Consider the following 23,654-nt stretch of genomic DNA (forward strand, 5'->3'; position numbering starts at 1 on the left):
ATGCTGCCGGTGGAAAATTCATTTACGGTGGATATACCCACATTGCTTAGCTGCAAATGATGTTAAAAAGCAAACAAAAGGCATTGTCAGGACGTTTGTTAAAAAATAATGTGACTGTAACTCAAGGTTCATCTTTGACTGAATAATATGACGCAATCAGGATTTATAGCTGTAATTGATCTTGGCACTTCCAAGATCAAAGGAGTTGTTGGCCGTAAAAACGAAAATGGGGTTATCTCCATTCTGGCAAGCAGCTCCATCGATTCCGGGAACTCGATCCGCAGAGGTATGATTTACAATATCGAACAGGCCGGAGCAAATGTGCATAAACTGATCATGATGCTTGAAAACAGCTTGGAGCGAAGAATCGGCAAAGTGTATGTTTCTCTCTCAGGCCAATCATTGCATACGATGGAATTCAGTGAGATGCTGCGAGTCTCGTCCGGAATGGTCACCGAGGAAGAGGTGAACCGGTTACGTAAATCGGCCGAGAAATTCCAGCCCGAGCTGAAACGCAATTACAGGATTGCAGATGTGGAATATTATATCGACGATAAACCGGAACCGAGTCCGGTGGGAGTGACGGGTTCCGAGATAGAGGCCGGTTTCAAACTGATTGTCGGACGTCCCAATCTACTCGTAAACATAGAGAAGAGTATTGCCGCTAAAACCGATCTGGAGATTGCCGATTATATCGTAGGGCCGATGGCGTCGGCATCTATTGCGTTAAATGACGAGGAAAAGGAGTTGGGTTGCGTTTTTCTGGATTTCGGGGCGGGCACTACCACCCTGTCGGTCTACAAAGGCGGAATACTGCGTCGGATGATAGTCATTCCTTTTGGCGGAAAGAATCTCACGAAAGATATCTGCGCGTTGAACTTTACCGAGAATGACGCCGAACAACTGAAGATAAAATTCGGAAAAGCTTTTGAAAGCCAGGAGGGGCCTGTGTTCTTGTCTCCTTTTTCTTCGAAACCGGATGTCGATCTAACCGAGCTGAACAAGGTGATAGGCATGCGGTTGGATGAGATAACGGCCAATGTCAAGGAGCAGATCTCCCTGTCGGGATATGAAGGCCAGTTGGGTGCGGGGTTGATTATTACAGGGGGTGCCTCGCAGCTGAAAAACCTGGATCTCTATCTCACACAGAAATTGAAGATGCCGGTAAGAAGAGCCTCTGCCAAAAAAACACTGGTCAATAACTTTCCCGACCTGATGCATGATCCTGCCTTCACACAAGCGTTGGGAATGCTTCTTTTTGCTGAAGAGAATTGTGAGATGATAAAATCGGAACCTGTGGAAACCGCGGATGAGGAAAGCGGCAGATCCGGTGCTTCCGGTTGGTTCAGCGGGATAGGACGAAATTCGAGACCCGAAAGAAAACCGAAACCCCCTAAAGTGAAGAAATCCAAGCCTGAGAAGCATGAGGGAGGATTTTTCTCGAAAATGGAAGATGTATTCGGAGGTATTTTCTCTGAAGATGATGAAGAATAAGACTGTTTTTATTTGCGACAGATGGACGACGAATTATTGGATTTTCAGATAGAGAGCCGCACCGACGCCATTATCAAGGTAATCGGAGTGGGCGGCGGCGGCGGCAACGCCGTGAACCATATGTTTCAAGAGGGGATACACGATGTCTCTTTCGCTTTGTGTAATACCGATAACCAGGCACTGATGGAATCGCCGGTACCGGTAAAGGTGCAACTGGGTGGTCAGACCACCGGAGGGCTCGGGGCCGGGAATAAACCCGAGATTGCCCAACGCGCGGCCGAAGAGAGTGTCGATTTGATTGAAGATCTCCTGAACGACGGCACGCGGATGGTTTTTATCACTGCCGGGATGGGCGGTGGAACCGGAACAGGAGCCGCTCCCGTGGTGGCGCGTGTGGCAAAGGACATGGGAGTGCTCACGGTGGGCATTGTAACCATTCCCTTTATGTTTGAAGGCCCAAGGAAAATCGTGCAGGCATTGAAAGGGGTGGAGGAGATGGCGAAAAACGTAGATGCATTGCTGGTGATCAATAACGAACGCCTGCGGGATATCTACAGCGACCTGACTATGTTGAACGCTTTTGCCAAAGCGGATGATACTTTGGCCACAGCCGCCAGGAGCATCGCCGAGATCATCACCGTGCACGGACATGTGAACCTCGACTTTGCCGATGTGAACACCACCCTGAAAGACGGTGGTGTGGCTATCATGAGTAGTGGTTTGGGTAAAGGGGAGGACAGGATCAACGATGCGATAAAGAATGCGTTGCACTCACCGTTACTCAATAATAACGATGTGTTCAGTGCCAAGAAGATACTCATCAATCTCTCTTTTGGCGAAGCACATCCGCTGATGATGGAAGAGATGAACGCGCTTCACGATTTTATGTCGAAATTCAGCAGGGAGATAGAGGTTATCTGGGGAGCTGCCGTGGAAGAGTCGCTCGACGAAGAGGTGAAGGTGACATTGCTCGCTACCGGTTTTTCGATTACCAGCGTGCCGGGTATCGAAGAGCATGAACAGGAAAAGAGCCGGGCCGAGCAGATCCAGCAACAGATCGAAAAGGATGCGAAACTGGCACAGGAGAAAAAAGACAAGGAACTGATCGAGAAATATTACGGCAAAACCGGGCTGAAAACACTCACCAGCGTCAACTACCGATTGGAGCCTTTTGTACTGACCATCGACGAACTGGATGACGATAAAGTATTGGAGGCCTTGGAAAAGACTCCTGTGTTTAAACGGGAGTCCACCTTTAATCCCCGTATTTTCTCATCTGATGCGCAGCCACAACAATCATCCTCGTTATTCGATTGAGGAGGATGGTAAGAGATCACTATTCAATCAACAAAATAGATATATCATCCAATCAAACATTATGTCACTCATAGATACTATTACCGACGAGATAAAGAAAGCCATGCTGGCCAGGGATAAGGTGCGGCTGGAGGCATTGAGGGCAATCAAGAAAGAATTGCTGGAAGCTAAGACGGCCAAGGGAGCGGGCGATGAACTTACGGAAGAGGCGACGACCGCTCTTTTGCGGAAGATGGTGAAACAGCGTAGGGAGAGTGCGGAGATTTATACGGCACAAAAACGGGATGATCTTGCCGGCCCCGAGATTGCACAAATGGAGGTGATAAGGGAATTCCTCCCGGAACAACTTTCCCCGATAGAGCTGGAAGCCGCTGTGAAACGTATTATTGAGAAGACAGGAGCGTCTTCCCTGAAAGAGATGGGAAAGGTGATGGGCATTGCCTCCAAACAGCTTGCCGGCGGGGCCGAGGGGAAAGATATCGCGGAAACAGTAAAACGTTTGCTGACATAACCGCCCCGCGTTTTGTGCAAGAAATCAGTTTCTCCTGTTATAGGGTATATAGACCTTTTTTAACCGTTTGTCCAGTTTGTTGGTTTTTCGCGCCCTGTTCTCTAATTTCTGTAACTCCTTCTCTCTGTTTCTGCCCGTATCAAAATCGTCCGTCAGCATCAGCAGGGAGAGGGTTTCCTCGTCAATGAAGTTGATCTTGAAAGCAACCGTCCTGTTTTCTATTATATCGTTCTCGGCAAGTCTGATCCTGTAATCTTTCCCCGGCGTGTAATCAAGGGAGATGGAGTGATACCCCAGTGAAGTGGCTGAAAGGGAGGAGATTTTATGGCAAGGGGTGAAAAACACTTTTCCATCATTGCCTGTCACCTTGCCGCTGACGAGCTTACCCGATTTGGTTCGTGATTCCACCAATATGCCCTGAACAGCATAGTTCTGCGGACTGACCGTATGAACCACGCAAGTGTCTTTTCCGGAACCGTCCAATAACTCATAGGTTGTCTTATTCCCCGAATAATCGGATGTGTGAATAAACAGGTAATCACCGGCCAGTTCATAGGTGCCTTCTCCCGCATGCGCTGAAGAAAGTCCTCCGAAACCGCTGATGCGGAATATTACTTTTTCATTCGAAAAAGCAAGGGAGTCGGCTCCGTTTTTATAGGTTCCATCCAATTGTTGCGCAAAGAGAGATATTCCCGATAAGAGTATACCTGTAAGTAACAGAAATTTTTTCATGCTCGTTTAGGTGTCATGTATTATAAAAGGCAAAAATACGATGAATATTCGTGATGAAAAAAAATGAAATGTTAAATCGTCCCTTGTGACCGATATCTTTTCACTCTGCCATGAGTGGTCTCAAAACCAAGAAGGAGAAAAACCTGTGGTTCTCCTCCTTTCCGGCTATTGAATAGGGTAAGCGGCAGTAAACTGTCTTTTACAATCCTTTTTCCGCAAGATAACGTTCGGCATCTATGGCAGCCCTGCATCCGGTTCCGGCTGCGGTGACAGCCTGACGGTAAATGGGATCGGCCGCGTCGCCGCAGGCGAAAACACCTTCTACATTGGTTTTTGCGGTAGGGTGTTCAGTGATAATATAACCTACCTTGTCCATCCTGATGAAATCTTTGAATATGTCGGTGTTGGGAGTGTGGCCGATAGCGAGGAAGAATCCGTCGATGGGGAGATCGTACCGTTCCTCGTCCTGTTCACCCATGCGTTTTACCAAATGGACGCCTTCCACTCCGTTTTCACCGTAGAGGCCTACCGCGTTATGCTCGAAAAGGACATCGATTTTGGGATTATTCATCACTCGCTCCTGCATGATCTTGGAAGCGCGCAGGTGGTCCTTGCGGACAATCATATAGACTTTGTTCGCCAGGCCTGACAGATAGGTAGCCTCTTCACAGGCGGTATCGCCGCCGCCCACCACAGCTACCACTTTCTTGCGGTAAAAGAAGCCGTCGCAGGTGGCACAGGCCGACACTCCTTGTCCGGCGTACTTGATTTCATCCAGTAGGCCGAGGTATTTGGCGGATGCCCCGGTGGAGATGATGACCGTGTCCGCCTCGATCACCTGTTCGTTGTCAATGGTTACTTTGAGCGGACGCGCCGAAAAGTCGACCGCCGTAGCTCTTCCGGAACGGACTTCGGTGCCGAATCTCTGCGCCTGCTTTTTAAGATCTTCCATCATCTCCGGCCCTGTAATCCCCTGGGGATAACCGGGGAAATTCTCTACCTCGGTGGTAGTCGTTAGCTGTCCCCCCGGCTCCAAACCCTCATAAAGAATGGGTTCGAGATTTGCTCGTGAAGCGTAAATGGCAGCTGTATAGCCGGCCGGTCCTGATCCGATGATCAGGCAACGTGTTTTATTTCTCATTGCTGTTTTTGAATTTAAAATCCTTCTTCACTCTTGTTATACCGGAAGAAGGTGTATGGATTATTAATTAGTTCAAAGTTACAACTTTTCTTGCATATGCCGTATCGGTTATTATCATAATCTATTTGCGGTAAACGGAAAATATGGGCTTACCTGAGATCCACTATTTCCACGCCGGGATAATCGTTTTTGTCGAATCTGAATAGGGTATCACTGAATTGATGATTCGTGTTGTAGCCGGAAATATCGATTTTGTTTTTCATCCCGTCGGCCATGGTAAGGATCACCTGAATGATATTGCCGCTCTCCTTGTCAATGGCTGCAGTGATGGATTTGAAATCTTTATTCCGGCTGGCGGGAACCATGTCGACCAGGTGCGCGCTCTTGCCGTTGATTGTTTTGGAAGCAGGTGGTTTCAACGTGAATCCGTTCTTGTATATTCCCAGAAGCGCGAGCGGGCTGATGGAGGCTATTTCGCTGGGAGTGGGAGCGCTGATATTCAATTCGTTCACATCTTTCATCAATAACCATTGGGTTTTTCCGTCGAACCAGATATCCATGGCTTCCATCTCGAGTTTGAATTTGTCGCCTTTTATATAAGCTTCGCCTGACTGGGGATTATAGGCTGTGCCATCCTTATCGGTCAGTGTCGATTTGAATGATAACCTGATACCGTCGGAAGCCTCGTAAGTGGCATAGGCTTTGTCCAAAAGCGCCTTGGCATCGTTTGAATTCTGGGCGAATGTATATCCTGTATATGCTGACAGGAGGAAAAATAATACTATGGATGAGATGGTCTTCATTGTAGCTGTTTTTGTTTGTTTGATGGATTGGACTGCAAAAACGGGAGTTGGTTTATTCAGGGAACTCACATGCCGGGAACTCACATGCCGGGAATCCACATTCGAAAAATATACCGGTCATTTACCTCAATGAGTCCAACAACTTTTCCAGTGAATATTCATCGGCAATGAATACTTCGCGCGGTTTGCTGCCCTGCACGGCACCTACTATTCCCGCGGCCTCAAGTTGATCCATCAGTCTTCCGGCACGGTTATAGCCGATAGAGAACTTACGCTGTATGAGCGAAGTCGATCCCTGCTGATGTACTACGATAAGGCGGGCGGCCTCGTCAAAAAGAGGATCCCTGTCACCCAGGTCGGCGGCACCGGGTCCGGCTTCCATGTCGGAAATCACCTCCGGAAGAGCGAAAGCAGCGTCATATCCCCGCTGTTTCCCGATGTATTGGGAGATCTCCTCCACTTCGGGAGTATCCACAAATGCGCACTGGATACGGATCAGCGAGCTCCCTTGTGAAAAGAGCATATCGCCCCGTCCGATGAGCTGGTTGGCCCCGCTCATGTCGAGGATGGTGCGGGAGTCGATCTGGGAAGTGACCCGGAAGGCCATCCTGGCGGGAAAGTTCGCTTTGATGGTGCCGGTGATGATGTTGGTGGTGGGACGCTGTGTGGCGATCACCATATGCATCCCCACGGCACGCGCTTTCTGTGCGATACGGGCGATAGGCATCTCGATCTCTTTTCCGGCCGTCATGATCAGATCGCCAAACTCATCAATCACCACCACGATGTAAGGCATGTACCTATGTCCCTTTTCGGGGTTCAGACGGCGTTTGACAAACTTTTCGTTATATTCCTTGACGGTACGCACGTGCGCCCTCATCAGCAACTCGTAACGGTCGTCCATCTCTTTGGTGAGTGAGTTCAGTGTCTGGGTCACTTTGGTCACATCGGTGATAATGGCTTTCTCTTCATCCGGCAGTTTCGCCAGATAATGCTTTTCGACAGCGGAATAGATATTGAACTCCACCATCTTGGGATCGATCAGCACCATCTTCATTTCCGAGGGATGCTTTTTATACAACAAAGAGGTAATGATGGCGTTCAAGCCGACCGATTTCCCTTGCCCGGTGGCCCCCGCCACTAACAGGTGGGGCATTTTGGTAAGGTCGAAGATAAAGACCTCGTTGGTAATGGTCTTTCCCAATGCCACGGGCAGTTCGTAGTCACATTCCTGAAATCTTTTGGAACTGATCACCGATTGCATCGAAACGATTTGCGGGTCTTTATTGGGCACTTCAATGCCGATGGTTCCCTTTCCGGGCATGGGTGCGATGATACGGATACCCAGTGCGGAGAGGCTGAGCGCGATATCATCTTCAAGATTCCTGATCTTTGAAATACGCACGCCCGCTTGGGGCACGATCTCGTAAAGCGTGATAGTGGGCCCCACGGTCGCTTTGATCGAGGTTATTTCGATACCGTAATTGCGTAATGTGTGGATGATCTTTTCTTTATTTTCATTCTGCTCGTTCATATCCACCGCCCGGTCGCCGGTATTATACACCTTCAACAGGTTCATGGTGGGGAATCTGAATGAAGAGAGATCTTTCCGCGGGTCGTAATCCTCTTCCAACTCCGGTGTCAATTCCGGCAGCCCGGTTTCTTCTTTTGGCTTATTTTCTTCGGCATGGGGTGTGTGGACAGCTTCATCATCCTCCGGAACGATCACCTCGAAATCATCCTCCACCTGGAGTGGCTTCTTTGTCACGGATGGTTTTGGAGATAGGGTGGTAGACTCCGTAAAGTTGTGTGTGGTACTGGCGGTTGTGGTTTCCCGTTGCACTGTCCGCGCTGTTGGTTTATCCTGCTCATATGTTTCCTCCTCCTGCCCCTCTTCCCTGAGAGGCTTTACATTCTTCAACCATGTGAAGAACCGTCGGGTCAATCCCGGCTTTTTCTCTTTTTCAGGCTCATCCCAGCCCTCTTCAATGGCGGAGGATATGTCGTTTTGCGGAGCAAAGGAGGATGTGCTGTTGATCAGTGTCTCCTGTATCTTGTACATCGAACTCTTCCGGAATGCCACTACAATGATCGTGATGAACAATAAGATAAGCAATAGAATGCCCGGCCATCCTACACTGTTTTCCAATATCTGTTCAATCTGGATGCCATGTGAGCCGCCCCATTTCACATGAGTATCCGGAAAAAGCCTGTCCAGAATGAAGGCGCTGGAGACGGAACCGCCGATAAGACCGAATGCGGTGATAAAAAGGGCTTTCAGGAATGAGAGGCGCGTCACATTCATTATACGCAATCCGATATAGATCAGGAAGATGGGGATAAGTGCGGAGAAGAGGCCAAACCAGTCATTCACCAGTCTTTCGGCAATGTAGGCGCCGCCCGCACCCGTCCAGTTATCTATCTCGGACGCGTCAGAGCGTACTACCTCCAAGTATGTTTTGTTGATTACTTTGCTTTGGTCGTCCGCGCCGGTAAAAAAGAACGATACAATGGCAAGCAACATGAAGATGCCCATGAAGGCGATTATCACCCCCGAAATGAAATGCACCCGTTCATTCTTCAAAAAGGAGACAATCCTCTTCTTTTGTCCTTGTTTTGGTTTTTGTCTTTGTCTTTTTTTCTTTCTTCTGGCCATATAGGATATATTTCCTGGACTGTTTGTGATTGCGGCAATCTATGAGATAAACGCTTTGCAAAAACGTCACCACAAAAGTAATAAAAAAATATCGTATAACAGAAGAATGCGGGTAAACAAACTAAGTGTCTGGAGAATAAGTTGGTGTTTTAATTTGTGACAGGCTCATCCTCTTTGTTGTCGGATGAAAGATCTGTTTCTGTTTTGTTGATGACTTCAATCGGCTTATCGTCTGTTATTTCTACAATCCTTGTGGAAACAGCGTATTGGTCGGGATAGATCTTTCCCCCGATTTCATTGGCCCACGCTTTGGTGAATTCGGCACCGATATAGACAATAATGGACGAATAGTATATCCATGAAAGAAGGATAATGAGGAATGCGGCGGCACCGTATACCGATAGGGTATTGCGTGTCCCGAGATAAACGGATATGGCAAATTGGCCGATCAGGAAAAAGATGGTTGTGACAATGCCCCCTACCATCACATCCTTAAACTTTATTTTAGCATCGGGCAATATTTTGAAGATCAATATGAATAGGGAAGATACGACCAAGATATTGAGAACCATCCCGATAACCTGAAAAAGAATGGCCGTTATGTCCGGGAAATAAGCAATTAATTGTTGCCTCAAACTGTTTATAAGGGTGGAAACCGACAAGGTGATCAGCAATAGGAATCCCAGGATCAGAATGATGGAGAAAGAGAGCACTCTGTTTCTTACATAGTGCAACCATCCTTTTTTAGGCTTGGGCTTTATTCCCCAGATGGTATTCAAGGAAGTTTGCATCTCCGCAAAAATGGCCGTGGCACCGAAAATCATTACTCCTAAACTTATAAGTCTCGCGAGGGTGGAGCTGTCAGCATCCGATGTGTTTCTTATAATGTCCCGCAATTGCGCGGTAACTTCGCTGCCCACCAACTCATCCATTGTTCCGTATACCTGAGATGAGATATCCTGATCGAACCAGGTGCCGAAGGTAACCATGAAAGTAAGAAAGGGCACAAGGGCAAAAATAGTGGCATAAGCCAAAGAAGCACTTAGCTTGGTTACCCCGTCATTGGTAAATCCTTGTATGGTCAACTTAATGATATTAAGGATCGACCGGAATGAAATTCTCTTGCGGATTCGTTTTTTTGCCATAATAACAGTCAGCTATAGCCTCTATAACAAAGTTCACCTGTGCATTGTTCTTCCTTTGACCTATCTAATCTTACCTGCTGAAAAGCGAAAGGTCCGCGAATCACTTCGCAGACCCTTCTTGTTAACACAATCTTCATGAAACAAACTACACTATCGAGTTGATTGCAGAATGATAATCCGGCTCCTGTGCAATCTCAGGAACCAGTTCGGTATATACTACCTTTCCTTGCGGGTCTACTACCACCACCGCCCGGGCCAAAAGACCTTTCAACGGGCCGTCGGTCATCAGCAGGCCGTAATCTTCTCCAAACGACTTGTGGCGGAAACAGGAAAGTGTGACCACATTTTCAATGCCTTCTGCACCACAGAATCTTCCGGCTGCGAAGGGCAGATCCGCGGAAATGCAAAGCACGACCGTATTTTTCAACGAAGCGGCTTCTTGATTGAAACGACGCACCGAGGCGGCGCATACACCGGTGTCGATGCTCGGAAAGATATTGAGAACAACATATTTCCCTTTGAAGTCCCCTAACCCGGCTTCCGAAAGGTCACCCTTTACCAACGTGAAATCGGGTGCCACCGAGCCTTTTACAGGCAGCTCTCCGCTTGTCTGCACGGGATTGCCTTTCAATGTTATACTTGCCATTATATTATTGCTTATTTAAATTCATTCAATTTCATTGGCCGTTTTGAGTCGCCTTTGCTCCTCAATTTTCAATTGTCACTAAGGGAAAGTTCAAGGATCCTCAACGAAAAGACTCAAACAATGAAAACAATCAAACAAGTTTGACTTTCCCTTTTAGCTTGACGAGCACATTTTAAATTGTCCCTTTTATGTAATCTCTAAACAATGAGTTCATTTAAATGTTCATGGCTATTCCATTTTTAACTTTAGATGCAAGTTGTTATAATTCCTCTTTAAGATAAACCGCGGTATAACTTTCTCCGTTATGGACAATCTCTTCAGGAGTCCCTTTGGCGAGGATCTGACCCCCTCTTTCTCCTCCTTCCGGCCCCAAATCGATGATATAATCGGCACACTTGATAATATCGAGATTGTGTTCAATGACAATTACGGTGTTGCCTTTTTCCACCAATTTATTCAATACTCCCAGGAGCACGCGGATATCTTCGAAGTGCAGTCCCGTGGTAGGTTCATCCAGCACATAAAGGGTATTGCCCGTATCGATACGGGCCAGTTCGGTAGCCAGTTTCACCCGCTGGCTCTCTCCCCCGGAGAGGGTGGTGGAGGATTGTCCCAGTTTGATATATCCTAATCCCACCTCCTGCAATACCTTAATTTTATGCAATATGTTTGGCACATTTTCAAAAAAATCCACCGCTTCGTTGATCGTCATGTCCAATACATCCGCGATCGATTTTCCTTTGAATCGCACTTCCAATGTTTCGCGGTTGTATCGTTTGCCATGACATTCTTCGCAATGAACCATCACGTCGGGCAGGAAATTCATCTCAATGGTTTTATATCCGTTGCCGCCGCATTTTTCACACCGGCCGCCTTTCACATTAAAAGAGAATCTCCCCGGTTTATATCCCCTGATCTTGGCTTCCGGCATTCCGGCAAATAAGAGGCGTATATCGGAGAAGACACCGGTGTAGGTCGCCGGGTTGGAGCGGGGCGTACGGCCTATGGGCGACTGGTCCACACTCACCACTTTGTCGAGATGCTCAAGCCCTTTGATCGATTGATAGGGTAGAGGATCTTTCAGGGAGCGGTAAAATTTCTGGCTGAGGATGGGTTGCAGCGTTTCGTTGATTAATGTTGATTTTCCACTGCCGGAAACACCCGTCACGCAGATAAGCGTACCTAATGGGAATGTGGCGGTCACATTTTTCAGGTTATTACCCGAGGCTCCTTCAATCGTGAGGTTTTTGCCATTTCCTTTCCGTCTTTTTTCAGGAATGGCAATTTTTAATTTGCCGTTCAGGTAGTTGGAGGTAAGGGTGTTTTTCTGCAACATTTCCGAAGGAAGGCCCTCGAAGACCACATCGCCTCCTTTCTGCCCGGCAAAAGGCCCCATATCGACTATATAGTCAGAGGCGAGCATCATGTCTTTGTCGTGTTCCACCACTACCACCGAGTTGCCCGAATCGCGCAGTTTCTTCAGCGAGTCGATCAGGCGGTGGTTATCGCGCTGGTGGAGGCCGATACTGGGTTCGTCAAGTATATAGAGCACATTCACCAACTGCGATCCGATCTGGGTGGCCAGTCGAATGCGCTGGCTCTCCCCACCGGAAAGGGATGCTGACGCGCGCGAGAGCGAGAGGTATCCCAGCCCCACGTCCAGCAGGAATCCAAGGCGCGAAAGGATCTCTTTCTTAATCTCTCCTGCGATAAGGCGTTGCTTCTCCGTCACTTCGGTTTCGGAAGAGATAATCCATTGATACAGAGATTGTATGTCCATTTCCGCCAGTTCGGCGATATTTTTCCCGTTGATCTTGAAATGCAATGCCTCCCTGTTGAGCCGCTGTCCGTGGCATTCGGGGCAGACTGAGGTGGTGATGAACTGTCCTGCCCATTTCTGGGCGGTAGCCGAAGCTTCGTCTTCCTGCTGCATTTCAATGTATTTGGCCACACCTTCGTAGGAGACCATATAATTGGAGTTTCCCAGCGACTCATTCTTTATCTTGAGCCTTTCGTCGGTGCCGTACATGATCTCATCGACAGCTTCTTGCGGGATATTTTTAATGGGTGTTTTCAATGTCACTCCATATTTTTCGCAGATGGCCGCAATTTGCCAGAAGAGCAGGTTGCTCTTTTCTTTTCCGAGAGGGGCGATACCTCCTCCGGCGATACTCAGATTGGGATCGGGTATGATCTTCTCGGTATCGATCTGGTCTACCGAACCGATACCCTTGCAGCGGTGACAGGCTCCCTGCGGTGAGTTGAAAGAAAAATTATGGGGCGCGGGTTCACTATAGGAAAGACCGGTGGTCGGGCACATAAGGCTGCGGCTGTAGTGGCGCACTTCGTCGGCCTCCACATCCTGGATGAGGATCAGGCCGGAACCCTGTTTCATGGCAGTCCGTACGCTGCTTTGCAACTTGTCGCTGAATTTATTGGATACAGCCAGCTTGTCGATCAGGATCTCGATGTTGTGGTTCTTGTATCGGTCCAGCCGCATGCCGGGAATGATTTCCCGGATCTCACCGTCGACCCTCACATTGAGGTATCCCTTTTTCCGGATCTGTTCGAACAGTTCCTTGTAGTGTCCTTTCCTGTTCCTCACTACCGGAGCAAGGATATAGATCTTTTTACCGATATACTTTTCCAGTATCAGTTCCAGTATCTGGCTGTCGGTGTACTTTACCATTTTCTCGCCGGTAACATAGGAGTATGCCTCACCGGCACGGGCGTAAAGCAGACGGAGAAAGTCATATACCTCAGTAGTGGTGCCGACTGTGGAACGGGGATTTTTGTTGGTGGTCTTCTGTTCGATGGAGATGACCGGGCTTAAGCCGGTGATCTTATCCACGTCGGGACGCTCCATCTTTCCCAGAAATCCACGCGCGTAAGCCGAGAAGGTTTCTATATAGCGACGTTGTCCTTCGGCAAAGATGGTGTCGAAAGCAAGTGATGATTTCCCGCTGCCGCTCAATCCGGTGATTACCGTGAGAGAGTCACGCGGAATAGTTACGTCTATGTTCTTTAAGTTGTGTACGCGTGCGCCGTACACCTGTATCTGTTCAGTTTCGGATGCCATAGTCTTTTTTATTTCACCACCCATGCCGGATTATGAACCTTGGGGCTTTCCCCCTTCTTGTAGTAGAGGTCTTCCTGTGTAGGAATAAGCAGGGTGTAGGTCTTACCCGACGGATTGCTCAGGCTGGTATTTCGTAGCCACGAGTTGAAGTCTTTCAACTGCGCGTAGGTGATGTTGTGTTGTTTGGCAAAAGTTGCCAGGTCGGGTATGGAGGAAAACACCTTCACCTCTTTGAACTGCATGGGCTTATAGAGATGATCCGGCCTTATGACGAATCCGTATTGCTGCGGATTTTCGAAGATCTGTTTGATGGCGAGCATGCGGTAGTAATAGCGGGAAGTCTCTTCCACCAACCAGAGGTCGAGCGAATCGTCCACCCCCTGGTCTCTCAACCCGTTGGTGACACGGGCCTGACCACCGTTATACGACAACGCGGCGGCACTCCATGAACCGTGCCTGTGGTAAGCTTCTTTCAGATAGCGACAGGCAGCCACAGTCGATTTTTCCACATGGTAGCGCTCATCCACATCGGATGTTGTCTCCAGCCCGTATTGTTTACCCGTGCTTTGGAGGAACTGCCAGAGTCCTGCCGCGCGTGCGGGAGAGACCGCCCTGGGATCCAGGCTGCTTTCTATGACCGCCAGATATTTCAGGTCATCGGGAACGCCTTGTTGTTTGAGGATCGGTTCAATGACCGGGAAGAAGCGGTTGGCCCTTTTGAAAAGCAGTAGGGTGGTGGAATGGAAGTAGGTGAAACTATTCAGTTCCCGATCCATCCGCTCCCGTTTATCATAGCGGTCGAAAGTGATCCGTTCTCCCGCAAATTCCATACTTTCCGGAATGGCCACCGAGGCGGTCATGGAGAGTACCAATGGTCGTTCCGATTCGGTTTTCTCGATGTTATTTCCCGAAGTGAGGGCTATGAATAATATCCCCAATCCTATTATCAATATTGAGAAAGAGATCAATAGTGCCGATTTCTTCATTCTTTATTTAGCTTTGTGAATTCTTATAATATTTTTCCGGCGACTGGGTGCCGGTATATTTTTGTGTAGAACAAAGATAATCGTTTTTTTGAAAATTTGGAAATGAGCAGTGAGAACTCAAAATTTTCATATATATTCGCACTTGGTGTTATTCGGCTTTGCCGATATTCATTCGCTCCGGTTATGTTTAACAACAGGGCGACAACTCAATAACAATCGAATAGTCACTTTATTGCTTTATTCCAAAAGAAAATGAAACTAAAAACGCCAGGGTCAGTAATTAAAGCACATGATATAAACCGGTTCAGATTCCGGGATACCCCGTTTGTGAAGTTGATGAACAAACGGATTTACAACGTCCTGATGGTGGCTTCCAGATATGATATGTTCATCCTGGAAGATGACGGTCGTGTCGATGAACAGATTTTCAATGAGTATACCTCACTCAACCTCCGCTATCCGCCGCGCTTTACACAGGTGGGCAACAGCCGGGAAGCGCTGGCAGAGCTGAAACAGAATCGTTATGAGTTGATCATCTGCATGCCCAACATGGATAATAGTGACACTTTCGACCTGGCGAAGCAAATCAAAGCGCGCTACCCGGATATTCCTGTAGTGTTGCTCACACCTTTTTCCAAAGCGGTCACACAATCGTTACGGAAGTCAGACCTGAGCGGTATCGATTACGTCTTCAGTTGGTTGGGCGACACGGATCTGCTGTTGGCGATCATCAAGATCATTGAAGACCGGATAAATGTGGAGCACGACGTAAAGACGGTCGGCGTGCAGACTGTGCTCTTGGTGGAAGATTCCGTGCGTTTCTATTCAACGGCATTACCCTTGCTTTATAAGTTTGTGCTCAGTGAATCGAAAGAGTTCTCGAAGGAGGCCCTCAATGACCACCTGAGAATGCTCCGCATGCGCGGACGTCCAAAGATCCTGCTTGCCCGTAACTATGAGGAGGCGATCACCTATTACAAAAAGTATGGTGATAATATGCTGGGTGTGATCAGTGATATGAGTTTCAATATTGATGGGAAGAAGGAGAAATTAGCCGGTAAGCAGCTCGGTGAATGGATCCGGAAGAAAGACCGTTATATCCCGATTATTTATGCTTCGTCGGAGTCGGAAAACCGGAAATATGCAGCCGATGTGGATGCTGTATTTATTGATAAGAATTCCAAGACTTTTCCGCAGGATATGCGGAAAGCAATCAAGGAGAATCTGGGTTTTGGAGACTTCATTATCACCGATCCCATTACCCAACAAGAGATATTCCGGATCAAGAATCTGAAGGAGTTGCAAATGAATATCCGTAATATCCCTGATGATGCTTTATATTACCACCTTTCGAGAAACCATTTTTCCAGGTTTTTTTATTCCCGGGCCATGTTTCCTGTGGCAGAGATGCTTAAAAAGATAGATGTCTCGGAATATGCCAATATGCATGACGCGCGAGAACTTATTTACGCGACTATCGTGCAATACAGGCGTATGAAGAATACCGGAGTGGTAGCTGTTTTCGAGAAAGACCGATTCGACCAGTATTCGAACTTCGCCCGTATCGGAGAGGGTTCACTTGGAGGTAAGGGAAGAGGATTGGCTTTTATCGGTTATATGGTGAAAACCCATCTGGAGTTGAATAATAATCACAACTTTCCTGTGACCACTCCCAAGACGGTGGTGCTATGCACTGATATCTTCGATGAATTCATGGAGGCCAATAATCTCTATCCGGTGGCCCTTGCGGATCTGGAAGACGAGATGATCCTGAAGCATTTTCTTGCCGCCAAACTTCCGAAACGGTTGGTGAGTGATTTTCTGGTGTTCTTTGATGCGATAGAGACGCCTATCGCCATCCGTTCTTCCAGTTTGCTGGAGGACTCACAGTATCAGCCCTTCGCGGGGATTTATTCCACCTACATGATCCCTTATGTGAACGATAAATATGAGATGGTGCGCCTACTCAGCAATGCTATCAAAGCGGTATATGCTTCTGTTTTCTATAAGGATAGCAAGACCTATATGTCCGCAACGCAAAACCTGATCGATCAGGAGAAGATGGCGATCGTCTTGCAGGAGGTGGTCGGCTCTCAATATGGCGGCCTGTTCTATCCTGCCATCTCGGGTGTGGCCCGTTCACTTAACTATTATCCTCTCGGGAATGAAAAACCGGAAGATGGCATTGTGAGCATAGCCTTCGGGTTGGGGAAATATATTATGGATGGTCATACAGGTCTCCGTTTTTCTCCGCTCCATGCATCCAATATTCTGCAGCTGAGTTCGCTCGACTTGGCGCTGAGTGATACCCAGACCCGCTTCTATGCGCTTGACCTTCACTCGGAGATAAAAGATTTCATGATCGACGACGGGTTCAATCTCTTGAAACTTCGTCTCAAAGAAGCCGAAAAAGAGGGCCCTCTCAGGTATGTGGCTTCTACTTATGATCCTCAGGATCAGGTTATCCGGGATGGCTATTATGAAGGAGGACGCAAGATCATCTCTTTCGCCAATATTTTACAGCATGGAATGTTTCCTTTGGCGGAGATCCTGGACAAACTGTTGAAAGCAGGGCAGAAAGAGATGGGGCGGCCGGTGGAGATAGAGTTTGCCGTGGATATCGAAGATAAGCAGTTTGCCTCTTTTTATGTACTACAGATCCGTCCCATCGTGGATAGTAAGGAGGTGGTGCATGAAAACCTGGAAGCCGTGGAGCCGACCCATACGGTGCTCTTCTCGAAAAATGCGCTCGGAAATGGGATATCCAACGATGTGTATGATGTGGTTTATGTGAAATCCTCCACTTTTGAGGCTGCGAAAAACGGATTGATAGCCCGTGAAATAGAAGCGTTGAACAGCCGTTTCGCTGCTGCCGGCACCCATTATGTGCTGGTTGGCCCGGGACGGTGGGGGTCTTCCGATCCATGGTTGGGTATCCCCGTGAAATGGCCGCATATCAGCCAGGCACGGGTAATTGTGGAATCAGGGATGAAGAATTACCGTATAGAACCGAGTCAGGGAACCCATTTCTTTCAGAATCTGACCTCCTTTGGCGTGGGGTATTTTACAGTGAATCCCTTTGCTGGGAACGATGGGTTTTTCGATGAGGAGTTTTTGAATGCGCAACCCGCCGCACATGAGACGGAATTTATCCGGCAGGTACACTTCGATCAGCCGGTGATCATCAAGATAAATGGAAAAAAAAGAGTGGGAGTAGTGATGAAGCCGGGAAAATGACTTGTTTTAACTTTGTGTGCTGATAATTAGATTGTTATGGGTGGGTGCGGAGCCTTTTTTGTGAATGAGTGTTGCATCACTATTCACACAATATCTTTTTCACGAAATATTTTTAAGGAGAACCGGTAAGGAATGCCGATCCAAGCGGTCAATAATATGAATGAGAGGATTGTACTGAAAGTAGTTCCCAGAAAATGGGTAAATACAGCTCCCGAATAACCCAACATGGCAGAGACATCCAATCTCATCATGATTTGCAATCTTGCCAAGTCGATCGGATTGAGCATTAATAATAGTACTGTTAGTTTATCTATTGGATAATCGCTGAATTGAAAAAGAAGAAATAGCATGATTGCGTCATAAAGCAGTGTAAAGAACATCCATAAGAGTATAGAGAGTCCTATTCCAACAGATTTGTCGTCGGTGAATACGGCGATCAAAAAAGACAATGACACCGACACAAGTGTTATGGCCGTTCCTATGCTCAGGATCAGGAACCCGGTCATATCAAAAGAATAGATGATGATGGGAATGCCGGCACTTAATAGGAATGCAAGGCATAGGCTGCCGGAAATTCCCAGATATAGACTGCTCCAAAGGGTGCCTCTTTTTATGGGTTGGCTCAATAGGAGCGTGATAAACTCACGGCTGTTGTAAATATAGATGGTGGAATACAATAAGGCCATAAGTGGTACACTGAAAAGGACAATGTATGCTACAGTCAATAATCCTTTGGAAAGGCTGTCTTCAACCAGAAAGGATATCCATGTGACCAAAGAAAGCACAATAAAATAAACAAATGTTATTTTACTTTTCAAGATATCGAGGAATATGATTTTGGCAATGTTATTCATTTTCGGTTTGAATGAGAATTTTCATAATGGCATCGGTGATTGTGTGCTTACCTGTCTCTTCCAAAAGCATGTGCACTGATTTATAAAATATAATTCGGCCCTCTTCCATGAATATGATATGAGAAGCGAGATTGTCCAATTCGCTGATTACGTGTGAGGTGATAAAGATGAGCTTGCCGTTTTCCTTTTCTTTTTGTATTTTTTCTTTTAATATCCCTGAAGCCAAGGGATCAAGGCCGGCGAAAGGTTCATCGAGAATAATTATCTGAGGATGGAACATAAAAGCGAGTGCCGCACTTACTTTCTGAACGGTTCCTCCGGAGAGCGCTCCCATTTTCTTAGTCGCGATCGCATCGAGTCGGAACGACCGATATAGTTCATCATCGGTATTGTCAGCCTCTGCCCTTACCGATCGGATCAGACGGAAAGTTTCCGCCACTGATAAGTGTTTAGGAAAACTGGCCGCCTGTGGCATGAATCCGATCAGTTTCCGTATTGCAGGGTCGTCCTTTACATTGCGGCCGGAGATGATCACTTCTCCTGATTGAGGAGTGACCAGATTCAAGAGGCACTTGATAAGAGTGGTTTTTCCACATGCATTGGGACCTATTAGAGCGATACATCTTTTTCCGTCATCAAACTCCAGATTGATCCCTTTCAATACATGCAGTTTCTGGTAATATTTATGTAAGTTCTGAATCGTAATCATAAGGCATATTGTCTCATCGCAGGTCTCTCATCCATGAAATTACTGGGGGTCACGGTGGGGATGACCCTTTCAGCCTGTTCCAGCAGATCGACCAAAAAACTACGGAAGAATAGCATCGCCGCAGGCGTATATTCCGAAATGACAGCGAATAAACTCAAGGGATGATAGGGGACATCGCCAATGCCATCGCGGTCAAGGTCGTATCCCCTGTATTTATCCCAGTAGTTTTCGCTGAAATAATTTTTTTCAGAAGTACCGTTGGTGGTGATATCAAAAGTATTTCCTAAAAAGTTGTTTCGGGTAAATCTGTTTTCAGTGCTGCTTGCCATCAAACGCACGGCCCAGCCGTTCTCGCTAAAAATGTTGTCCTGCAGGATGAGTGAAAGGCCACCATCCATCAATATGCCCACCGTATTTCGGGTGAATTTGTTGCCTGCGACGTTGCCTTGCGATATGTCTTTGAGGAGGAGTCCGTAAGAAGCTCCTCCTTTGTTATTGTCGAAAGTATTGTATAGCATGTTGATGTTGGTGGAATACATCACTGCCACACCAGCTCCATTTTCACTGAATAGATTATAAAAATAGTCATCTTCATTGGAGAACATGAAGTGCAGGCCGTATCTCAAACATTTCGCCACATTATTATCACGGATAATGGAGTTGGAAACAAATTCGAGATAAATACCATCCCTGTGCCCGCGGATATGATTCCCTTCTATTTCCATATTTTTACATTTCCAGCAGTGAATGGCATTTCCCATTAAGACACTTTCCTCGATGGATGTGCCGATCCGGTTGTTGGTTATCCGGCAATCTTCCGCGTCCTGTACAAATATTCCGATGGAGTTGTCCGAAAATATATTGTCGTTGATGACGATCCCGCTGCAACCCTTATTTATTTTTAATCCGCAATAATCGGTCAGCGATGATTTCCCCGAATTGGCGATGGTAAGTCCTTCCACAACCACCCTGTCGGTAAAGATAGAAACTACATCACCCTGATTACCACCGTCAATAACCGGAAAGCCGATTCCTTTTAAAATAACAGGGGTCGAGATGACAAGTTTTTCTTGATATACTCCCTCATGAACGATAATGCTATCCCCTGCATTGGCCGTTTGCAAGGCTTCCGCAATGGCGGTGACAGGCCATCCCTTTCCCACGTGTAGATTACCCGCGGTGAGAAGAGAGACGAAACTACAACTGATAAGAAGGGAAAGCCAAAAAATTAAAAATCGATATCTTCCCATGAAATGATCTCCGCATTTAGTTGTCTTGCAGCCTCTTCGGCTTCCTCGCGGCTTTCGAAAGCGGCAATATTCGCATTCATCGGACTTTTGACTTCTCCTCCTCTTATATAGAACGCCTTTTCCGCTTCTATGAAATGGTCTTCTTTCAAATAATCTGATACGTATATCTTCTTTGCTTTTGTGCTTTCTTTTTCTTTCAAATGGCGGATAAGACAAGAGAGGTCGTCGAATTTCAGGCAGCGGCCCCGCGCAGTGATGATTTGCGTGTCGAATTTGGGATCAACGATAGTCATCCTGCATTTTTCACACTCGTCCTGATTCAGGCGCACTGGCTGCGCGCTGTCGCTTACACAAGAAAGAAAGGGGAGGACTAGAAAGGCGATGAGCACTGCTGCCGTTCTTTTTTTTCTGAGAAATCTATGGATACCATACTCCTTGAAAATCACAAAAGCCAGTATTAAAGCGACGATGAGAACCAGGATACCTCCTATATCGGGAATAGAGTAGGCCCCGAAATTAAGAAGTTGCTTATATCCCAATACCGGGGGCGAATAAGACATTCCCGGGACTTTTATGGCTGCCGACGGATCCAGATTGTGCCCATAGTTGTAATTCCACCGATAAAAATCAATCAGGGAAACAATACCGAAAATAACGAACGCGATAAAACTTATCAACGACATTTTCCGGCTTTTTATGATGGCGGTAACAAGGAATAATAGGGCAAATCCTGCTAAAATATAAGGTAGAACGGTAAACTCGATAAAGTTTTCAGTGTGCAGTGTCTGCATGCCAATATAATGGTTGAGACCGTTAATGGCGTCCACATCTCCTCCTATTTTATTGGGATATAACAGCAATATCAATCCTTCGGGATATTGGGGAGCCGATAATTCGATTCTCCACAACGGAACGAAAATAGATGCCACAAGTATGATGGCGCATAGGATCAATAAAACTCTCGATAGAGTGGATAGCTTATTTTTACTCATAACTGTTTTGTTTGTTAAGAAACAGGGGAAGGGACTCCTTCCCCTGTGGGATTTTATTTGTCGGTAGTTTTATCATCTAATGTGTAAGAGAGAGGAACCTTATTTCCTTGGGCTGAGACGCGTGCATAGCCTTGCATTTCCTGATGCAGCGCGCTGCAGAAATCGGTACAGTAGAACGGGAAGATACCTGTCCTGCCGGGAACCCATTTTAGGGTTTGTGTTTCACCGGGCATTACCAGTAATTCGGCGTTTGTATTTCCCTTTACGGCAAAACCATGAGGAATATCCCACTCCTGTTCAATGTTGGTCAGATGGAAATAGACGGTGTCTCCCAGCATTATGCCTTCGATATTATCGGGAGCCATGTGGGAACGTATCGCCGTCATGTAGACATGCACCACGTTGCCTTCCCTTACCACTTTTGCCTCTTTTTGGGATCTGGCCACGTAAGGGTGCTTGTTTTCGGCGAGGTTGTAGAATTGTATTTGATTGTCCTTGATCATATTGGCAGGTAAGGCCACGGCATAATGAGGTTCCCCGATAGTCGGAAAATCAAGGAGCAATTTCATTTTATCCCCGCTGATATCAATTAATTGCGCACATTGGGCAAGCTCGGGGCCAGTGGGTAAGAAACGGTCTTTGGTGATCTTATTGTAAGCAACCAGGTATTTCCCATAAGGTTTCTTGGTATCTCCACCCATTACCGAAAGGTGCCCGATGGAATAGGTGGAAGGAATCCTGTCCAATACTTGTAAATCTTTTATGTTCCATTTCACTATTTCAGATGAGACGAAAAAGCTGGTATAAGCATTTCCCTTTTCATCGAATTCCGTATGTAATGCGCCCAACCCTGGATTTTGCACTTCACCGTATAGCGCGGCTTCGTAATTGATGATGTGGATCCCTTCTGTTTCGCCTTCAAAACTCTTTTCTTGAATTGCTTTTTGTATCTTGTCGAAACTGAATACCGGAATCACGGTGGCAAGTTTCCCACTGGCTACGATATATTCTCCGGAGGGATCGATGTCGATGCCATGTGGCGATTTCGGACATGGAATGTAATAGAGGCAATCTTTTACATCTTCGATATTTAATACGGTGGTTTCCTCAAAGATTTTGGATGTGGCCACATGCATTTTCTCGTCATACATGTTGTGGGCATACCGGCATTTCACCTTTTCACCCTTGCCTGCTTTCAGATGTTCTTCGATTTTTTTCCAGTTGACGGCCAAGACAAAATCCTTGTCGTTTTGTGAGGCATTCACTTCCAGATGGGTATGGGCCTGTTCGGAATTATAGCAAGTGAAAAAGAACCATCCGTGAGACTTGCCTTTTCCCGGATGGGAAAGGTCATAATTAAAGCCGGGCACGGCTAACTGAAAAGATAATTTCATTTCACCTGTTAGGGGATCCACACTGATAAAACTGATGTGCCCTTTGAAATTTTCTTTATAACTGGTGATGGGAACATCACCGTCAATATAATCGGGTGGAACACTGAAACGTGTCCCCGCAACGATATATTCCGTGTTTTCGGTGACATACGCCGAAGGATGGTTCCCGGCACTATTGGGCAATTCCAGCATTTCTACCGTTTTAAAGCTCTTCAGGTCGATACGCGCTATGCGAGGCGTGTTGTTGGCATTGATAAATACCCATCGTCCGTCGTATTCACCATTGGTCATGGATAGGTTAGGATGGTGCGAATCATCCCAAGGAACCTCCCCAAATGAGGTGTGCAGCATAGGTTTTGTCTCTTCGCTGAATCCCCATCCGTTTTCCGCATTCACGGAAAATACCGGAATAACCTTAAGTAACCTACCTGAGGGTAGGCCGTATATGGCGAGTTGACCGCTAAAACCTCCCGATACAAAATTGTAGAATTCGTCATAATTTCCCGGTGCGACATACGTTTTTACTGCCGCATCTTCACTAAAAGCACTTGTTGCAGATTTTGGTCTGCACGATGACAGCCCGACAATGGTCATGAACATTATCAAGGTTATCACCAACTGTTTTTCATTTCTTTGAGTTTTCATTTGCATGGAAATTTAATAAAATGTAAATATGGTCGTATGAGTAACCTCGTCTTATAAAGGTCT

General features: G+C 46.8%; 17 protein-coding genes. 4 read left to right on the top strand and 13 right to left on the bottom strand.

Annotated features, from left to right (window positions below; translation table 11 throughout):
• The first annotated feature begins 147 nt into the window (after window positions 1-147).
• From ftsA to D7D25_RS00855, 3 genes are all read left to right on the top strand, one after another.
• On the top strand, window positions 148-1,494 hold the full coding sequence (gene ftsA / locus D7D25_RS00845; protein ID WP_122967077.1) for a cell division protein FtsA: 1,347 nt from the start codon (window positions 148-150) through the stop codon (window positions 1,492-1,494).
• Between the two features lie 21 nt (window positions 1,495-1,515).
• Window positions 1,516-2,811 (top strand): cell division protein FtsZ, encoded by a 1,296-nt coding sequence (gene ftsZ / locus D7D25_RS00850; RefSeq protein WP_122967078.1) that lies wholly within the window; start codon window positions 1,516-1,518, stop codon window positions 2,809-2,811.
• A 61-nt stretch (window positions 2,812-2,872) separates the two neighbouring features.
• A complete protein-coding gene (locus D7D25_RS00855; protein ID WP_122967079.1) occupies window positions 2,873-3,322 on the top strand; it encodes a GatB/YqeY domain-containing protein in 450 nt (149 codons plus the stop codon).
• Between the two features lie 24 nt (window positions 3,323-3,346).
• On the opposite strand, the gene D7D25_RS00860 is transcribed toward D7D25_RS00855, so the two are convergent.
• The 8 genes from D7D25_RS00860 to D7D25_RS00895 form a co-directional block, all read right to left on the bottom strand.
• Window positions 3,347-4,054 (bottom strand): hypothetical protein, encoded by a 708-nt coding sequence (locus D7D25_RS00860; protein WP_122967080.1) that lies wholly within the window; start codon window positions 4,052-4,054, stop codon window positions 3,347-3,349.
• Window positions 4,055-4,253: 199 nt separating this feature from the next.
• Complete coding sequence (trxB, locus tag D7D25_RS00865) at window positions 4,254-5,195, bottom strand: thioredoxin-disulfide reductase (RefSeq protein ID WP_122967081.1); 942 nt, start codon at window positions 5,193-5,195, stop codon at window positions 4,254-4,256.
• A 149-nt stretch (window positions 5,196-5,344) separates the two neighbouring features.
• Window positions 5,345-5,998 (bottom strand): LolA-like putative outer membrane lipoprotein chaperone, encoded by a 654-nt coding sequence (locus D7D25_RS00870; RefSeq protein ID WP_122967082.1) that lies wholly within the window; start codon window positions 5,996-5,998, stop codon window positions 5,345-5,347.
• Between the two features lie 121 nt (window positions 5,999-6,119).
• Window positions 6,120-8,654, bottom strand: coding sequence for a DNA translocase FtsK (locus D7D25_RS00875; RefSeq protein WP_185140192.1), 2,535 nt, complete (start codon window positions 8,652-8,654; stop codon window positions 6,120-6,122).
• Between the two features lie 149 nt (window positions 8,655-8,803).
• Window positions 8,804-9,799: a YihY/virulence factor BrkB family protein gene (locus D7D25_RS00880; protein ID WP_122967083.1), complete on the bottom strand. Its 996-nt coding sequence runs from the start codon at window positions 9,797-9,799 to the stop codon at window positions 8,804-8,806.
• Window positions 9,800-9,944: 145 nt separating this feature from the next.
• On the bottom strand, window positions 9,945-10,445 hold the full coding sequence (tpx, locus tag D7D25_RS00885) for a thiol peroxidase (protein ID WP_122967084.1): 501 nt from the start codon (window positions 10,443-10,445) through the stop codon (window positions 9,945-9,947).
• 259 nt (window positions 10,446-10,704) lie between these two features.
• The gene (gene uvrA, locus D7D25_RS00890; RefSeq protein WP_122967085.1) at window positions 10,705-13,524 is read right to left on the bottom strand and encodes an excinuclease ABC subunit UvrA; all 2,820 of its coding nucleotides are present in this window, start codon (window positions 13,522-13,524) and stop codon (window positions 10,705-10,707) included.
• An 8-nt stretch (window positions 13,525-13,532) separates the two neighbouring features.
• On the bottom strand, window positions 13,533-14,510 hold the full coding sequence (locus tag D7D25_RS00895) for a lytic transglycosylase domain-containing protein (RefSeq protein ID WP_122967086.1): 978 nt from the start codon (window positions 14,508-14,510) through the stop codon (window positions 13,533-13,535).
• A 252-nt stretch (window positions 14,511-14,762) separates the two neighbouring features.
• On the opposite strand from D7D25_RS00895, the gene D7D25_RS00900 reads away from it, so the two are divergent.
• Window positions 14,763-17,747, top strand: a complete 2,985-nt coding sequence (locus tag D7D25_RS00900) for a PEP/pyruvate-binding domain-containing protein (protein WP_122967087.1) — start codon at window positions 14,763-14,765, stop codon at window positions 17,745-17,747.
• Between the two features lie 83 nt (window positions 17,748-17,830).
• Here D7D25_RS00900 and D7D25_RS00905 read toward each other — a convergent pair whose 3' ends face one another.
• From D7D25_RS00905 to nosZ, 5 genes are all read right to left on the bottom strand, one after another.
• Window positions 17,831-18,601: an ABC transporter permease gene (locus D7D25_RS00905; RefSeq protein WP_122967088.1), complete on the bottom strand. Its 771-nt coding sequence runs from the start codon at window positions 18,599-18,601 to the stop codon at window positions 17,831-17,833.
• Window positions 18,594-19,310 (bottom strand): ABC transporter ATP-binding protein, encoded by a 717-nt coding sequence (locus D7D25_RS00910; protein ID WP_122967089.1) that lies wholly within the window; start codon window positions 19,308-19,310, stop codon window positions 18,594-18,596. Before D7D25_RS00910 ends, D7D25_RS00905 begins: the two co-directional genes overlap by 8 nt.
• Window positions 19,307-20,473, bottom strand: a complete 1,167-nt coding sequence (gene nosD, locus D7D25_RS00915; RefSeq protein WP_221407938.1) for a nitrous oxide reductase family maturation protein NosD — start codon at window positions 20,471-20,473, stop codon at window positions 19,307-19,309. Before nosD ends, D7D25_RS00910 begins: the two co-directional genes overlap by 4 nt.
• 65 nt (window positions 20,474-20,538) lie before the next feature.
• The gene (locus D7D25_RS00920) at window positions 20,539-21,552 is read right to left on the bottom strand and encodes a nitrous oxide reductase accessory protein NosL (RefSeq protein ID WP_122967091.1); all 1,014 of its coding nucleotides are present in this window, start codon (window positions 21,550-21,552) and stop codon (window positions 20,539-20,541) included.
• 53 nt (window positions 21,553-21,605) lie between these two features.
• Entirely contained in the window at window positions 21,606-23,591 is a 1,986-nt protein-coding gene (nosZ, locus tag D7D25_RS00925) for a Sec-dependent nitrous-oxide reductase (RefSeq protein ID WP_255417124.1), read from the bottom strand.
• Window positions 23,592-23,654 lie beyond the last annotated feature (63 nt).

Origin of the sequence: Proteiniphilum sp. X52 (assembly GCF_003712195.1) — a bacterium.
GTDB lineage: Bacteria > Bacteroidota > Bacteroidia > Bacteroidales > Dysgonomonadaceae > Proteiniphilum.

Excerpts from the sequence above, each read along its gene's own strand:
- ftsA (WP_122967077.1), top strand. The coding sequence starts at position 148 with ATGACGCAATCAGGATTTATAGCTGTAATTGATCTTGGCACTTCCAAG.
- ftsZ (WP_122967078.1), top strand. The coding sequence starts at position 1,516 with ATGGACGACGAATTATTGGATTTTCAGATAGAGAGCCGCACCGACGCC.
- D7D25_RS00855 (WP_122967079.1), top strand. The coding sequence starts at position 2,873 with ATGTCACTCATAGATACTATTACCGACGAGATAAAGAAAGCCATGCTG.
- D7D25_RS00860 (WP_122967080.1), bottom strand. The coding sequence starts at position 4,054 with ATGAAAAAATTTCTGTTACTTACAGGTATACTCTTATCGGGAATATCT.
- trxB (WP_122967081.1), bottom strand. The coding sequence starts at position 5,195 with ATGAGAAATAAAACACGTTGCCTGATCATCGGATCAGGACCGGCCGGC.
- D7D25_RS00870 (WP_122967082.1), bottom strand. The coding sequence starts at position 5,998 with ATGAAGACCATCTCATCCATAGTATTATTTTTCCTCCTGTCAGCATAT.
- D7D25_RS00875 (WP_185140192.1), bottom strand. The coding sequence starts at position 8,654 with ATGGCCAGAAGAAAGAAAAAAAGACAAAGACAAAAACCAAAACAAGGA.
- D7D25_RS00880 (WP_122967083.1), bottom strand. The coding sequence starts at position 9,799 with ATGGCAAAAAAACGAATCCGCAAGAGAATTTCATTCCGGTCGATCCTT.
- tpx (WP_122967084.1), bottom strand. The coding sequence starts at position 10,445 with ATGGCAAGTATAACATTGAAAGGCAATCCCGTGCAGACAAGCGGAGAG.
- uvrA (WP_122967085.1), bottom strand. The coding sequence starts at position 13,524 with ATGGCATCCGAAACTGAACAGATACAGGTGTACGGCGCACGCGTACAC.
- D7D25_RS00895 (WP_122967086.1), bottom strand. The coding sequence starts at position 14,510 with ATGAAGAAATCGGCACTATTGATCTCTTTCTCAATATTGATAATAGGA.
- D7D25_RS00900 (WP_122967087.1), top strand. The coding sequence starts at position 14,763 with ATGAAACTAAAAACGCCAGGGTCAGTAATTAAAGCACATGATATAAAC.
- D7D25_RS00905 (WP_122967088.1), bottom strand. The coding sequence starts at position 18,601 with ATGAATAACATTGCCAAAATCATATTCCTCGATATCTTGAAAAGTAAA.
- D7D25_RS00910 (WP_122967089.1), bottom strand. The coding sequence starts at position 19,310 with ATGATTACGATTCAGAACTTACATAAATATTACCAGAAACTGCATGTA.
- D7D25_RS00920 (WP_122967091.1), bottom strand. The coding sequence starts at position 21,552 with ATGAGTAAAAATAAGCTATCCACTCTATCGAGAGTTTTATTGATCCTA.
- nosZ (WP_255417124.1), bottom strand. The coding sequence starts at position 23,591 with ATGAAAACTCAAAGAAATGAAAAACAGTTGGTGATAACCTTGATAATG.